This window comes from Bradyrhizobium sp. USDA 4369 (assembly GCF_054056435.1).
The window spans coordinates 3187338-3203162 of sequence record NZ_JBSRYH010000001.1; the positions used below are offsets into that span (position 1 = coordinate 3187338).

A 15825-nucleotide genomic window follows, 5' to 3' on the forward strand; every position below is an offset into this window, starting at 1 on the left:
CGAGAGGCGGAATTTCGGTGATTCAATACTTCCGAATATATGGCGACATCGCGTATCGGAAGGCCGAATATTGGCGATTTTCAAGCAAACTGTTGACGGAGGCCATTGTTCCGGCCTTGCAGCACAAGCTGAAGATGGTTCCGCCCGAGACTCGCCAGTGATATGCACGCATTGAACGCACATTGTTATGTAATAATTAACCATATGTCGGTGGTCCCGTGAATTACGCTGGTAAATCTGGCGCCGCGCATTTCTCCGACGGCCTCGGTGCGACCGCGCATGATCATGTGCGTTTCGATGCTCCGCCGGCTCACGCACCCGCGGGGGCGATCGTCGTTCCGGATGCGCATTTTCTGTTCAATGCCGATTTCAAGCGATCCGGTGTTGACCTGATCCTGTCGGCCGACGGCCGCGACGTGGTCCTGCCCGACTATTTCAAGGGCGATAAGCGGGCCGCGCTCGCGTCGCCCGACGGCGCGCACCTGACCGGCGACGTCGTCAATGCACTCTCAGGAGCCGTGCAGGTCAGTCAGGCCGGGGCTTCGGCGCCGGCCGGCAAGGTGATCGGTCATGTCACCAAGCTGCAGGGGACTGCGACCGCGATCCGTAACGGCGTCTCGATTCTCCTGCACCAAGGCGACAACGTCGAGAAGGGTGACGTGGTCCAATCCGGCTCGGATTCCACGCTCGGCATCACCTTCATTGACGGCACGGTCTTCGGCCTGTCCTCGAATGCGCGGATGGTGCTGAATGAAATGGTGTACGATCCCAACGGATCGAACAACTCGTCGTTGATCAGCCTGGTCGCGGGGACCATCTCCTTCGTTGCCGGCGAGACCGCCAAGCATGGCGACATGAAGGTCGATACGCCCGTGGCCACCATGGGCATCCGCGGCACCGCCGTGCTGGTGGAGATCGACTTCACGGTGCCGGGGCAGGGCACTCTGCCCGACGCCAAATTCCAGGTGCTGGTCGAGCCTGATGGCCGCACCGGCTCTTACGTCCTGTTCGACAAGACGACTCTGCAGCCGATCGCCGTGGTCAATCAGGCCGGGCAGCAGATCCAGATCAGCAACGGCGTGGTGAACCAGAGCGCCGTTCCCCTGACGCCCGATCTCCAGAAGCTGATCAACGACGTCTTCACGCTGAAATTCACCGACAACACCAACCCGGAAGACGACGACTCATTTCACCGATGTCGGCGTGCTTGAATCGCTGACGCCATTGACCTTGGCCAATGGCACCAGCGCGGTGCCGAAGATCCTCGTCACCGACAATACGAGTTCGACACCCTCGACGATCGACACGCCAACGCCGTCCTTGCGCATTCCGGGTCAGCTGGAGGTCAGGGTTCTGGATGTCGCCGGCGGTGTCTCCACGGCATTCGGCGTGAACGAGCGGGTCGGTCAGACCGGCAACAGCACCGATCTCGACACCGTGCTCAGCCGGGTCAATTTCGCCGATATCAACGCGTTCGATCGGCCGACAGTTTCGGTGAGCTTCAGCGCCTTTACCTACAAGAGCGCGCAGCAGGCCGACGTCACCGGGGCTCTGAATCAATTGCAGTTGCAGGATGTCCTGGCCACTGCCGTGAAGATCTCGGTCGCGCCGGACCCGAACAACAACAATAACGGCTCTGCGACGCTGACCTACAGCGTTCCAGACAACGCCTTCGATTTCCTGGCCGCGGGCGAGACGCTGACGCTGACCTACATCGTGCGTGTCGACGTCAATTATCCGGGCGCCAATGAGTTCAAGGAGGTGCCGATTACGATCACGGTGACTGGCACCAACGATGTGCCCGTCATCACGACCAGCGCTCAGACCATCAAGCTGACGGGCAGCAATGCGCCGAGCGGCGCGCTCTCCTCTATCGATCCGACGTCCGGCAGCGTCACCTTCAAAGATGTCGATCTCACCGACACCCACACCGTGTCGGCCAAGCTGACGAGCGCAGAGCTGCAAAACGGCGGCACCATCCCGCCGGCGCTGCTCGCGCTGTTCGAGCAGTCCCTCACCGCCTCCCTGGCCTCGGACAGCACGGGCAGCGGCACGGGGAAGATCAATTGGAGCTTGGGCAGCCTGCCCGCCGCCGCCGATCTCGTCCCGGCGGGGCGGAGCCTGACGCTGACCTACACGGTGAGCGTCACGGATTCTCACGGCGCGATCGCCACGCAGACGATCACGGTGACGATCGCCGGAACGGGTGACCCGAGCCTGGTCTGGATCGCTACGACCCAGGGGCAGTCCGGAGAGAGCAGCGGCGCGCAGGTTCTGTTGTGGAGCGATGGTGCGAATTGGCGCGGCGGCGTTGCGCCGACCGCTTCGGACGATGTCCGCATCGTCACCGACCAGACCCACGGCCTGACCCCGGCGTTCCCCGTCACCATCGACAGGGCCGCTTTCGCCAAGACTGTCAGCCTCGACGATCGCGGCGGCGGAGCCGTTCCTGAGCTCGACAATGGCAGCAGCTTGACCATCGGCGGTACGCTGACGGCCAAGGCCGACGCGCGCATCTTCAATTTCGCTCAGGCCACGATCAGCGTCGGGGGAGCGGTTCAGCTGCTGGACCACGCTGAACTGCACAATGCCGGCACGGTGCTGCTGGCCGGGGGCGGCGTGTTCGGCGCCACCGCCGGCATCAGCAATACGGGAACGATCGAGCTGTCCGCCGGTACGCTCTCGGTGCTAGGCGAGCTCGCAAACGCCGCTGATAGCAGCTCCGGCCTCCTGCAGGTCGATCTGGCGGCGACCTTGACCGTTCAGGGCGGCGGGATCGACGGCGGCACCATCCTGATCCAGGGCGTGCCGGACATCCAGGTCGTCGGAACGCATGAGGGCACTGACAAGCCCAAACAGAAGGCCGACGGACTGCTCGTCCTGACGGGCGGGGCGGTGATCAGCAATGGCGAGCTGGTCAATTTCGGCACTCTCGACGCATCCGGAGGCGGCAACGTCGTCTCCGACGAGCGCGTCACGAATGTCGGTCTGATCGAGGTCAAGGCCGGCGGCCAGCTGACGCTTGATCTCGACACCCGCGTCGACAATGCGTCGGGAGTCATCAAGATCGAGGATACGGCCCGGCTGGCTTTGTCGGGAGCGCTCATCACCGGTGGTACGGTCACCAATCACGGCACCGTGGCGGTGATCGGCGACAGCAGCATCGATGGCGGTGCGGTGAATGGCGGCGCAATCCTGGTCGGCGATACGGGCGGCGGGGACGGCGGCGGCAACGTCCAGCTTCTGGCCGTTTCCGCGGCCGAGGCGCCCGTGAGCCTGACCCTGAAGGGCGGTGCTGTCGTGACCGGTGCCAGCCTTGCAATCGATGCTGGCGCCATGCTGGAGGTTGCCTCGGCGGCCGGCGCGACGCTGAACGGGGTCGCAGCGCTCAACTCCGGAACGGTTCAGGTCGACCAGAATTCATTGCTGGTGCTGGAGAACAGCACGATCAGCGGCGGCGGCCTCGTCAATCGCGGCACGGTGCATGTCGAGACCCAGGCCGCAACAGCGTTCGACCACGTCGCGATCGACAATGCGGGCGGTGCGATCATCATCGATGATGAGGGCGCTGCGGCGGTGCCATCGACCCTGGTGCTGGGCGGCGGCACGACGATGGCCGGCGGAACACTGAGCATCGGCATCGTCGGAACGCTGGAGGTGTCCGGGCGCGACGTGACCCTGTCGGGCATGCATGTCGATAATGCCGGCGTCTTCACGGTTGATCTCGGTGCGATCCTTGGCCTTGCCGGCACCACCGTGAGCGGCAACGGCACTCTGCATGTTTACGGAACGATCACCGCGAGCGGCCTGAGCAGCGTCGGCGGCAGCATCATCAATGACGGCAAGATCGAGATCGTCGGCGGGACGTTCGATGTCGCCGGCTCGATCTCTGGCGCAGGGACGATCGTCATCGATCCCGGTGCCATCCTGCACCTTGGTGGCGGCAACGCGCAGACGATCGATTTTAGCGGCCAGGGCAGCAGCGAACTCGTCGTCGACGGCGCCAGCTTCTCCGCCAAGATCAGTGGTCTCGACGTCTCCGACAAGATCGACCTGTCGGCGATTGCTTGGAATGCCACAACGAAAGCATCCTACGACGCGAAGACTGGCGTCCTGACAGTCAGCGACGGTGATGGTGACAGCATCAGCCTGACCTTGAGTGGCGCCGACTATTCGGGGGCTCACTTCGTCGGCAGCGATGACGGCCATGGCGGAACGCTGATCACGCTCGCCGCCGAAGATTCGGCGCCGGTCATCAGCAATTCCGCCCAATCCGGCGTGATCGCGGAAACGACCGGACAGACCGGATCGCTCGATACGCACAGCATCGGCGGCACGATTCATTTCAGCGATCGCGACCTGAGCGATCGTCCGACCGCTGCGATTCTGCCTCATTCTCAAAGCGTCAGCTGGATCGCGGCGGATCACCACACCGATCTCTCCAGCCAGTTGACGTCGGGCCAGATCGCCGCGCTGGAGCAGGCGCTGCAGCTGAGCCAGAGCGGCAACACCAACAATGGCACCGTCGCCTGGACCTATTCGGTCGCCGATGGAACGCTCGATTTCCTTGGCGAAGGTGAGAGCGTGACCGTCACCTCCACGGTGACAGTCGATGATCATCACGGCGGCACCGCTCCTGCGACGATCGTGGTGACCATCACAGGCAGCAATGACCGGCCCGTGGTGACAAGCGACGTGCAAACCGCCGAGCTCGCCGAGCGGGCGAACACGTTCGGCTCCGATCTGCCGGACAGCGCGAGCGGCGTCATCACCTTTACTGATGCCGACGCCACCGATGCGCATATCGTCAAGGTGACCGGCGTCGTCGCGGCGGGCGATGATGGCGGCCTGCCGTCCGACAGCTCGGTGCTCAAGAGCTGGCTCTCGCTCGGCGTATTGACCGATTCCGGCAAGGGCGCTGTCGGGTCGCAAGCGTGGACCTTCTCCGCCCCTGACAAGATGTTCGACTATCTCCGCGCCGACCAGAAGGTGACGCTGACCTATACGGTCGAGATCGACGATGGTCATGGCGGCATTCGCGATGTGCCGGTCACCGTCACCGTGCACGGCGCAGACGACGCACCCGTCATCGTCGGCGAAACGAACCCGGCCACCCAGATCGTCGTCCTGGCGGAGCAGGCGACCGTGCTTCCGGCCGGTACCACGGTCAACGCCGAGGGCATGGCGACGGAGACGTTCGATGGCATCACCGCCGGTTCCGCCTCAGACAATGGCGCGGGTTACGGCAGCTTCTACAGCGAAGCGCTGCACGCCACCTTCACGGCGGAAGGGCGGGCGGGTGTCGTTCACGGCTCCTCGTCGGTCTCCACGGCGCCCTATGTCGGCGGTGGCCAGGACCAGACCAACTATCTGAGCATCGGCAATCACGGTCAGCAGACCATCACCTTCGACAGCGTGAAGAACAGCTTCGGGCTGTATTGGGGCTCGGTTGACGGCTACAACACCATCTCGTTCTACGATGGTGACAAGCTGGTCGCATCCTATACCGGCAGCGATGTCGCGCCGCTGCTCGCGGATGGCGGACGGGGCTCGTTCGCCTCGAACGGCTATGTCGAGTTCCTGGGACTCGCGCCGTTCAACAAGGTCGTGCTCGAGAGCAGCGTCGACGCGTTCGAGATCGACAACGTGTCTGCAGGCTATATCGCCGACCAGCCGGTGAAGCTGGCGAGCGGCATGTCGGGCACCCTCACCGTGGCCGACAAGGATGTCGGCGACACCCTGACGGCCTCGGTGCTCGGCAGCGCCGACGTCAAATACAACGGTTCATCGACCCTGCCGGCCAATGCGCATGCCGAGGCGCTGGCCGCTGCCGGCGCCATCACCTTCGACAGCGCGACCTCCAACGGTGGCTCGCAGGTTTTGCACTGGACCTATCATCCGGGTGACGTCAACCTGGATTTCCTGCAGCCCGGCGATACGCTGACCGTGACCTACCAGGCCGCCGTCAGCGACGGCCACGGCACGTCCGGCACCCAGCCTTTGACCGTGACGCTGGTCGGCAACGGCGCGGCGACGGTGATGGGAACCAGCCAGGACGACAACTTCGTCAATGTCGGAGGCGGCGCCACCCTTTTCGGCCAGGGCGGCAACGACACGTTCGTCTTCAATCCGCATTTCGGCAGCGCCACGATCGCCGATTTCGACGTCAACAGGGACATGATCGAGATCGACCATTCGCTGTTCGCCAATGTGGCGGCGATCCTGGAGAGCGCCAAGACGGTGAATGGTGACACGGTGATCACCGATGCGGCGCATGACACGATCACGCTCAAGGGTGTCACGGTCGCGCAGCTGCAGAACCATCAGAACGATTTCCACATCGTCTAGAGCATGATCCGGACAAGTGGAAACCGGCTTTCCGCAAAAGATCATGCGCAAACGAAGTGCCAGGGCGGGGGGCAGCGGTCCTTGGCGCGCCATGATCGCCCTTGAAAAAGGTGGATGCCGGCGCAGGCCTCGTGACGCTCGGCCTGTTGAAGCCGAGCGCGTAATGGCGGTCTTGTCATGAAGCGATTGAAGGCAGTGCCACGATGGTTCGCGCGCCGGTTCGGCTATGCGCGCGCGATCTGCCTGCTGCTGCTGCTGGGCTTTGCGGGCCTGCGCGTCGCCGATCCGGCCCTGGTGCAGGAATTGCGCGTCCGGACATTCGACAACTTCCAGGTCCTGAGCCCACGGGTGAAGACGGTGCGGCCGGTGACCATCGTCGATATCGACGAAAAGAGCCTTGCCGATCCCAAGCTCGGTCAGTGGCCCTGGCCGCGCACGCGCATTGCCGAGATCATCGACAGGCTGACGCGACTCGGTGCCGTCGTCATCGCCTTCGACGTGGTGTTTGCCGAGCCGGACCGGCTCAATCCCGCGCTCGCGGCCGAGACCTTTCCCAATCTCGATGAGGCGACCCGCGACAAGCTCAGGACTCTCCCATCCAACGACCAGGTGCTCGCCGAAGCGTTGCAACGATCGCGCGTCGTGCTCGGCGAATCCGGTGGCCCTGAGGCCCGCGCAGATCTCGACAGGACATTGCCCAAGACGGGCATCGCGACCCGTGGCCAGGATGCAGAGCGGTTCATGTGGAACTTCCCGGGGCTGTTGCGCAACGTCTCCGTGATCGAGCACGCGGCCGCCGGGCGCGGCCTGTTCACCATCAAGCCGGAGCGCGACGGCATCATCCGCCGGGTTCCGATGATCATGCTGGCCCAGGGGGACATCATGCCGTCGCTGAGTTTCGAGATGCTGCGGGTCGCGACCGGCTCGGACACGATCCTCATCGAGACGGACAAGAGCGGCATCATCAGGCTCCGGCTCGGGCGCGTGCAGATTCCGACCGACATGCACGGGCAGCTCTGGCTGCATTATGCCGAGCGCGATCCATCGATCTACGTGTCCGCGATCGACGTGCTGGAAGGCCGGGTGCTGCCGGAGAGGATCGCCGGCAAGCTGGTGCTGATCGGGCCCTCGGCGGCCGGCCTGAACGATATCAAGACGACGCCGATCTCGCCGGCGATGCCGGGAGTCGAGGTGCACGCCCAGGTGCTGGAGAGCGCGCTGACCGGCGCGATCTTGACGCAGCCTTATTGGGGGCTCCCGGCCGAGTTCTTCGGCGCGCTGGTGCTCGGCCTGCTCGTCATCGTGTTCGCCCCGCAACTCGGCGCCGTCACTTTGGTGGTGGTCGGCGCCGTGTTCGCGACCGCGCTGATGGGGCTCTCCTGGTATTTCTACACCCAGCACCGCTTGCTGATCGATTTCACCTATCCGATGCTGTCGACCACGGCCATCTATCTGACGCTGATCTTCGCGAGCTTCGTGCGCGAGCAGAGCCAGCGCCGGCAGATCCGTTCCGCCTTCGGCCAGTATCTGTCGCCGGCGCTCGTCGAGCAGCTCGCGCAGTCGCCGGAAAAGCTGGTGCTCGGCGGCGAGGAACGTGAGATGACCATCATGTTCTCCGACGTGCGCGGCTTCACCACGATTTCCGAAAGCTACAAGCACGATCCGCAGGGCCTCACGCGGCTGATGAACCGTTTCCTGACCCCGCTGACCAATGCGATCCTGGCGCGCAAGGGCACGATCGACAAATATATGGGCGACGCCATCATGGCGTTCTGGAACGCCCCACTCGATGATGCGCGGCATCAGTTGAATGCCTGCGAAGCCGCGCTCGATATGCTCGCGCGCGTCGACGAGCTGAACCAGGCGCGCGAGCAGGAGGCCAAGGACGGCGGTCACGTCTATATTCCGATCAATATCGGCATAGGTCTCAACACTGGCGTCTGCGTGGTCGGCAACCTCGGCTCGGATCAGCGCTTCGACTATTCGGTGCTGGGTGACAGCGTCAATCTCGCCTCCCGCCTCGAAGGGCAGTCCAAGGAATACGGCTTCCCGATCATCGCCGGCTCCAAGACCGCGCTCGCCGTCAAGGACAGGCTGGCGATTCTCGAGCTCGACTTCGTCATGGTCAAGGGCAAGACCGAGCCCGAGGTGATCTATGCCATCACCGGACGCGACGACGTGATGTATTCCGAGCGCTTCCAGCGCCTGCGCAATCTTACCATCGAGATGCTGGCGGCCTATCGCAGCCGCGACTGGGACGAAGCGCTGACCGCGATCGGACGCGGACGCCGGAGTGACGAGGCGCACGAGCTCTCGAAGCTCTACGATCTCTACGAAGCGCGTATCCGTAATTATCAAAAAAGCCCGCCGCCTGACGACTGGAACGGGGCCTACGCGCTGTTGACGAAGTAGTGGTGCTTCATCGCGCAAGGGGCTCGAGGCCGTCATTGCGAGGAGCGAAGCGACGACGCAATCCAGAGTCGGCGGGCTGGCTGGCCCTGGATTGCTTCGCTGCGCGCTGCGCTCGCAATGACAACGACGCTAAATCAGATGACGTCGAGACCTACTCCGTCCCGATCGTCGTCAGGTCCTGGAACCAGTGCTGGGCCTGTACGAACTTCTTCACCTTCGGCGACAGCGCGTGCGGGTTGGTGTCGTGCACGACCCAGACCAGAACGGCATCGTCGACGACGGCCGCATGGGCCTGGGCGATCAGCTCGTCCTGCTTGGCCGGATCGAAGGTCTGCTTGGCCTCGGCGATCAGCGCGTCGACCTTCGGGCTCTTGTAGCCGCCCCAGTTGACGCCGACGGGGGCGATCTGGTCGGAGGCGAAGAAGCGCACGATGGCATAGAGCGGATCCGACGTGACATAGGCGATGTTGTTGGCGGTGATGCCGGCATTCATCTCGTCGGCCGCGCCCTTGCGCCAATGCGTATACAGAGTCTCGAGCTCGACCACCTTGAAGTCGATGTCGATGCCGATCTCCTTGAAGCTCTGCTGCAGGAACTCGTTCATCGGCAGCGACAGCATCTGGCCGGTGCCGCCTTGCGCGATGATGAAGGTGGTCTTCAGTGGCTTGGCGGGCGAGTAGCCGGCTTCCTCGACCAGCTTCTTGGCCGCGGCGAGATCATATTTCAGCTCGAAGCTCGGCTTGCCGAACCACGGGCTCGACGGATCGACCTGGCCTTTGGCGGGCTTGGCGAGGCCGTTCATCAGACCGACCACCTCGTCGCGGTTGATCGCGAGGTTGAGTGCCTTGCGCAGCCGGATGTCTGTCCAGGGCGAGCCCGGCAGCACACTGAGATGGTAGTTCCAGACATGCGGCGTGACGTTGTCGACGAGCTTCATGCCGGCGGCCTTGAGCTGCGGCACGGCGTCCGGCGCCGGGGTCTCGATCAGGTCGACCTGGCCGGCGAGCAGCGCATTGGTGCGCGTCAGCGCCTCCGGCATCGGCACCAGCACGAGCTTGTCGACCTTGGGCAGCCGGTCCTTGTTCCAATATTCGGAATTCTTGCTGAGCTCCGCGAGTTCGCGCGGCACCAGTCTCGTCAGCTTGAACGGGCCGGTGCCCGACGGCTGGCTGGCGAACTTGTCCCAGTCCTTGCCGAGCTTCTCATACTGCGCCGGGCTCGAAATCAGGAACCACAGCATCTGATAGGGGAAGAACGAGTCGACGGTCTTGGTGGTGATCTCGACGGTGGAGTCGTCGATCTTGGCGTAGCTCGCGACCGACGGAAGGCGGGTCTTCACCTGCGCACTCTGCCGCTTGTCGAACTGTGGTGCCTTATCGTTGAGCACCTTGTCCAGATTCCAGATCACCGCGTCGGCATTGAAGTCGCTGCCGTCGTGGAACTTGACGCCCTTGCGCAGCGAGAAACGCCATTTGGTCTTGTCGGCGTCGTCGACCTTCCACTCGGTGGCGAGGCCGGGGATCAGCTTGCCTGGCTTGTCGGCGACGCTCATGTCCCAGGCCACCAGCGGATCGTAGATCGTATAGCCGGTAAACTGATAGGCCCCGGCGCCGCGATCGGGCTGGCCGGTGGTCAGCGGGATGTCGGCCATCGAGATGCCGTAGCGCAGCACGGTTTCGGCGCGCGCGGCGACGGCGGACAGGACGAGCGCGAGCGCGGTGGCGAGCAGGGAGAGTCGAACACGCATGCAGGGAAGCTCCGTTGCGATGTCGGCTTCGCCGCGGCGAAACCGGATCAAATTCGCAAGCGGACCTGCAATCCGGGTGCCACGGCGCGCGGGGATCGTTTGAACACAAACGGTTGTGACCACGCGTCGCAGGGGCACATTCCGGCACAGTGCTGGCACAGCGGTTGCATACATTTGCTCAGAAATTAGCCACTGATCGGAGATGTGATCGTGCTCTCGAGCGTTACGAATTCATTGACCATGCGTGTGGCTGTTGCGGCTGCGATGATGACGACGGTCTCGGCCTTCGCGCTGTCGGCGACGGCCGGTGCGGACTCCGTGCTGCGCATCGGCATGACCGCGGCCGACATTCCGCGCACGCTCGGCCAGCCCGACCAGGGCTTCGAGGGCAACCGCTTCACCGGCCTGACGATGTACGACGCGCTGACGATGTGGGACCTGTCCTCGGCGGACAAGCCGAGCGTCGTCATTCCCGGCCTCGCCACCGAGTGGAAGGTCGACGAGGCCGACAAGACGAAGTGGACATTCAAGCTGCGTCCCGGCGTCACCTTCCATGATGGCGCGCCGTTCAATGCCGACGCGGTGGTGTGGAACGTCGAGAAGGTGCTGAAGCAGGACGCGCCGCAGTTCGATCCAAGTCAGGTCGGCGTCACCGCCTCGCGCATGCCGACGCTGGTGTCGGCGCGCAAGATCGACGATCTCACGGTGGAGCTGACGACGAAGGAGCCCGACAGCTTCCTGCCGATCAATCTCACCAATCTGTTCATGGCGAGCCCGGCCAAGTGGCAGAAGCTCTACGAGGCCGCGAGCGGTGCCGACGACAAGGCGAAGTCACAGGCCGCCTGGGCGGCGTTCGCCAAGGACGCCTCGGGCACCGGCCCGTGGAAGATGAGCAAATTCACGCCGCGCGAGCGGCTCGAACTCGTGAAGAACGATGCCTATTGGGACAAGGCGCGCGTGCCCAAGGTCGACAAGATGATCCTGCTGCCGATGCCGGAAGCGAATGCACGCACCGCGGCGCTGCTGTCCGGGCAGGTCGACTGGGTCGAGGCGCCGGCGCCGGATGCGCTGCCGGAGATCAAGCAGCGTGGCTTCAAGCTCTACGCCAATGAGCAGCCGCATGTCTGGCCATGGCAGTTCTCGCGCGTCGAGGGCTCGCCCTGGAACGACATCCGCGTCCGCAAGGCCGCCAATCTCTGCGTCGATCGCGAGGGCCTGCGCGATGGCCTGCTCGCCGGACTGATGGTGCCCGCGAGCGGCACTTTCGAGAAAGGCCATCCCTGGCGCGGCAACGTCACCTTCGAGATCAAATACGACAAGGCGGCCGCGCAGAAGCTGATGCAGGAGGCCGGCTTCGGACCCGGCAAGAAGCTCGAGGTCAAGATCCAGACCTCGGCGTCGGGCTCGGGCCAGATGCAGCCGCTGCCGATGAACGAATATCTGCAGCAGGCGCTGGCCGAGTGCTATTTCGACGTCAAGCTCGACGTCATCGAGTGGAACACGCTGTTCACCAATTGGCGCCGTGGCGCCAAGGATCCGTCGGCGAACGGCGCCAACGCCACCAACGTGACCTATGCGGCGATGGATCCGTTCTTCGCGCTGGTGCGCTTCCTGCAGTCGTCGATGGCGCCGCCGGTCTCGAACAATTGGGGCTTCATCAACAACCCCAAATTCGACGAGCTGGTGAAGAAGGCGCGCCAGACCTTCGATCCGACCGAGCGCGACAAGGCGCTGGCCGAGCTGCATGCGGCCTCCGTCGACGACGCCGCGTTCCTCTACGTCGCCCACGATGTCGGCCCGCGCGCGATGAGCCCGAAGGTGAAGGGCGTGGTGCAGCCGAAGAGCTGGTTCATCGACTTCTCGCCGATCTCGGTGGAGCCGTGATGGGGTTGGAAGACTGATCTCGCCGCTTGCTCCGCTGCGCTCCCTCCCCCCTTGTTGGGGAGGGGGGTATTCCGGCGGCAGTCTTCTTGGGGACCCCCACCCCCGACCCCTCCCCGCTGCCGACAATCGCTGCGCGATTGCGGCGTGGGGGAGGGGAGTTTCATTGGCACCTTCTCTCACCAACGAGAAGGTCAAACCCAGGTGACTCGTGCTCTCTTATGCTGCCAGGCGGATGGTCTATGCGATCCCGATCATCATCGGCGTCGCGCTGGTCTGCTTCATGCTCGTTCACATCACGCCCGGCGATCCCCTGGTCGCCGTGCTGCCGGCCGACGCGTCGCAGGAGCTGGCGCAGCAGCTGCGCGTGGCCTATGGCTTCGACAAGCCGCTGCCGGTGCAGTTCGGGCTGTGGCTGTGGCGCGCCGTCAATGGCGATCTCGGCAGCTCGATCGCGACGGGCCGTCCGGTGCTGGCCGAGGTGCTGCGCGCGGTGTCGAACACCGTGACGCTGGCGATCGCGGCGGCGATCATCGGCTTCTCGCTCGGCCTGTTCTTCGGCCTCATCGCCGGCTATTTCCGCGATAGCTGGATCGACAAGGTCGCGACCTCGATCGCGATCGCCGGCGTGTCGCTGCCGCATTACTGGCTCGGCATGGTCCTGGTCATCATCTTCTCGGTCGAGCTCAACTGGCTGCCCGCGGTCGGCGCCGGCCCGTCCGGCTCGGGCGCGTGGTCGTGGGACTGGGCGCATATCCGCTTCCTGATTCTGCCCGCGATCACCACCTCGGTGATCCCGATGGGCATCATCACCCGCACCGTGCGCGCGCTGACCGGCGACATTCTCAGCCAGGACTTCGTCGAGGCGCTACGTGCGAAGGGCCTGCGTGAAACCCAGGTGTTCCGCCACGTGCTGAAGAATGCTGCGCCGACTGCGCTCGCGGTGATGGGCCTGCAGCTCGGCTACATGCTCGGTGGCTCGATCCTGATCGAGACCGTGTTCTCCTGGCCCGGCTCGGGCCTGTTGTTGAACTCGGCGATCTTCCAGCGCGACCTGCCGCTCTTGCAGGGCACGATCCTGGTGCTGGCGATGTTCTTCGTCATTCTCAACCTCGTGGTCGACATCGCGCAGGCCGCGATCGATCCGCGCATCAAGCGGGGCTAGTGATGAGCGTCAGTTCGAACGCGATGAACGACGCCTCGCTGCAGGCCGCGCCCATGGCCAACGCGCGCGGCTATTGGGCGACCGTCGGCCGCCGCATCGTCCGGGACAAGGTCAGCATGGTCTGCGTCGCCATCCTGCTGCTGATCTTCCTGTCTGCCCTGCTCGCGCCCTATCTGCACCTCGCCGATCCCTATCAGGGCTCGATGATCCGCCGGCTGCGCCACATCGGCACGCCGAACTATCCGCTCGGCACCGACGAGCTCGGACGCGACATGCTGGCGCGGCTGATCTATGGCGGCCGGCTGTCGCTGTTGATCGGCATCTCGCCGGTCATTCTTGCCTTCGGCCTCGGCACCATGCTCGGTCTCGTCGCCGGCTATGTCGGCGGCTGGGTCAACACCGCGATCATGCGCACCATCGACGTGTTCTACGCCTTCCCGTCGGTGCTGCTGGCAATTGCGATCTCGGGCGCGCTCGGCGCCGGCATCACCAACTCCATTGTCTCGCTGACCATCGTGTTCGTGCCGCAGATCACCCGTGTCGCCGAGAGCGTCACGACCGGCGTGCGCAACCGCGACTTTGTCGAGGCCGCGCGCGCCTCCGGTGCGAACGCCGTCACGATCATGCGCGCGCACATGCTCGGCAATGTGCTCGGACCGATCTTCGTCTACGCGACAGGGCTGATTTCCGTATCGATGATCCTCGCCGCCGGCCTGTCGTTCCTGGGCCTCGGCACCAAGCCGCCGGAGCCGGAATGGGGCCTGATGCTGAATACCTTGCGCACCGCGATCTACGTCAATCCATGGGTCGCGGCGCTGCCCGGCGCCATGATCTTCGCGGTCTCGATCTGCTTCAATCTGCTCAGCGACGGCCTGCGCACCGCCATGGACATCCGGAGCTGATCGTCATGGTGATTTTCGACAATGGTGGCCCGGCGTCGGCAGTACTCCTCTCCCCCGTGCCGCAGAACGACCGCATTGGACGACATCGGGCAATCGTCACACGGACGCCTGTCAATTTGTTACTCCGTCATGCCCGGGCTTGTCCCGGGCATCCACGTCGTTCCGAGGGCGCCGGGCAACGTGGATGGCCGGGACAAGCCCGGCCATGACGATGTGGAAGCAGATGAGCGCAATATGCGGAGCGCCATGTTCGACCGCCCTGCCGCGCGCGGGGGCGCATTGTGTCCGCCGCGCCTGCTCGAGTGCATCATCATGAGCGAAACGTTGCCAGTCACAGGCCTCGCCCCGATCGAGGATCTCGGCGGCAAGGCGCAGCCGCTCTTGCGGGTCGACGGCCTGACCAAGCATTTCCCCGTGCGCGGCGGCCTGTTCGGCGCGCGCAAGACTGTGCGGGCGGTCGATGATGTGTCGTTTGCGATTGGCAAAGGCGAGACCGTCGGCATCGTCGGCGAGTCCGGCTGCGGCAAGTCGACGACAGCGCGGCTCCTGATGCATCTGATGGACCGCGATGCCGGCGAGATCATCTTCGACGGCCGTCAGGTTGGCCACGAAATGTCGTTGCGCGAGCTGCGCCGCGGCATGCAGATGGTGTTCCAGGATTCCTATGCCTCGCTCAATCCGCGGCTGACGATCGAGGAGTCCATTGCGTTCGGGCCGAAGGTGCATGGCATGGCAGATGGCGCCGCACGCGCGCTTGCGCGCGAGCTGCTCGGCAAGGTCGGCCTGCGCCCGGAGATCTTCGCCAACCGCTATCCGCACGAAATCTCCGGCGGCCAGCGCCAGCGCGTCAACATCGCGCGCGCGCTGGCGCTGTCGCCGCGGCTCGTCATCCTCGACGAGGCCGTCTCTGCGCTCGACAAATCGGTCGAGGCGCAGGTGCTGAACCTGCTGATGGACCTCAAGCGCGAGTTCGGCCTGACCTATCTGTTCATCAGCCACGATCTCAACGTCGTGCATTACATCTCCGATCGCGTGCTGGTGATGTATCTTGGTGAAGTCGTCGAGCTCGGGCCGGTCGAGCAGGTCTGGGCCACGCCGGCTCATCCCTATACACGCGCACTGCTGGCCGCGATGCCGTCGTCCGATCCGGAGCGGCGCACCGAGGTGCCGCCGATCTCCGGTGATCCGCCCAATCCGATCGATCCGCCGGCCGGCTGCCGCTTCCACACCCGCTGTCCGTTCGCCGAGGCGCTGTGTTCGAATATCGCCCCTGGGTTGACGGAGCTGGATACAATGGGCCATCAGGCCGCCTGCCACATGGCGATCCCCCGTTCGGGACACAGCCGGGCCCCGGCCGCCTGACCGGCAGA

General features: G+C 64.4%; 6 protein-coding genes and 1 pseudogene. 6 read left to right on the forward strand and 1 reads right to left on the reverse strand.

Annotation, left to right across the window (positions count from 1 at the left end; genetic code table 11):
- Window positions 1-218: 218 nt before the first annotated feature.
- Both ACVIJ6_RS14445 and ACVIJ6_RS14450 read left to right on the forward strand, forming a co-directional pair.
- Window positions 219-6348: pseudogene (locus ACVIJ6_RS14445) on the forward strand (Npun_F0296 family exosortase-dependent surface protein).
- Between the two features lie 177 nt (window positions 6349-6525).
- Window positions 6526-8760, forward strand: coding sequence for a CHASE2 domain-containing protein (locus tag ACVIJ6_RS14450; RefSeq protein WP_456773230.1), 2235 nt, complete (start codon window positions 6526-6528; stop codon window positions 8758-8760).
- A gap of 151 nt (window positions 8761-8911) precedes the next feature.
- Here ACVIJ6_RS14450 and ACVIJ6_RS14455 read toward each other — a convergent pair whose 3' ends face one another.
- Window positions 8912-10507, reverse strand: coding sequence for an ABC transporter substrate-binding protein (locus ACVIJ6_RS14455; RefSeq protein ID WP_456773231.1), 1596 nt, complete (start codon window positions 10505-10507; stop codon window positions 8912-8914).
- A 264-nt stretch (window positions 10508-10771) separates the two neighbouring features.
- Here ACVIJ6_RS14455 and ACVIJ6_RS14460 point away from each other — a divergent pair, with 264 nt between their 5' ends.
- The 4 genes from ACVIJ6_RS14460 to ACVIJ6_RS14475 all read left to right on the forward strand — a co-directional run bounded on the left by ACVIJ6_RS14460 (window position 10772) and on the right by ACVIJ6_RS14475 (window position 15817).
- Complete coding sequence (locus ACVIJ6_RS14460; RefSeq protein WP_456776982.1) at window positions 10772-12391, forward strand: ABC transporter substrate-binding protein; 1620 nt, start codon at window positions 10772-10774, stop codon at window positions 12389-12391.
- Window positions 12392-12599: 208 nt separating this feature from the next.
- Entirely contained in the window at window positions 12600-13553 is a 954-nt protein-coding gene (locus tag ACVIJ6_RS14465; protein ID WP_456773232.1) for an ABC transporter permease, read from the forward strand.
- A gap of 2 nt (window positions 13554-13555) precedes the next feature.
- The gene (locus ACVIJ6_RS14470) at window positions 13556-14455 is read left to right on the forward strand and encodes an ABC transporter permease (protein ID WP_456773233.1); all 900 of its coding nucleotides are present in this window, start codon (window positions 13556-13558) and stop codon (window positions 14453-14455) included.
- A gap of 312 nt (window positions 14456-14767) precedes the next feature.
- Window positions 14768-15817, forward strand: coding sequence for an ABC transporter ATP-binding protein (locus tag ACVIJ6_RS14475; protein ID WP_456773234.1), 1050 nt, complete (start codon window positions 14768-14770; stop codon window positions 15815-15817).
- Window positions 15818-15825: the final 8 nt, after the last annotated feature.

What these genes read in the sequence shown, in the direction of transcription:
- ACVIJ6_RS14450 (WP_456773230.1), top strand. Translation starts at nt 6,526, where the DNA reads ATGAAGCGATTGAAGGCAGTGCCACGATGGTTCGCGCGCCGGTTCGGC.
- ACVIJ6_RS14455 (WP_456773231.1), bottom strand. Translation starts at nt 10,507, where the DNA reads ATGCGTGTTCGACTCTCCCTGCTCGCCACCGCGCTCGCGCTCGTCCTG.
- ACVIJ6_RS14460 (WP_456776982.1), top strand. Translation starts at nt 10,772, where the DNA reads ATGATGACGACGGTCTCGGCCTTCGCGCTGTCGGCGACGGCCGGTGCG.
- ACVIJ6_RS14470 (WP_456773233.1), top strand. Translation starts at nt 13,556, where the DNA reads ATGAGCGTCAGTTCGAACGCGATGAACGACGCCTCGCTGCAGGCCGCG.
- ACVIJ6_RS14475 (WP_456773234.1), top strand. Translation starts at nt 14,768, where the DNA reads ATGAGCGAAACGTTGCCAGTCACAGGCCTCGCCCCGATCGAGGATCTC.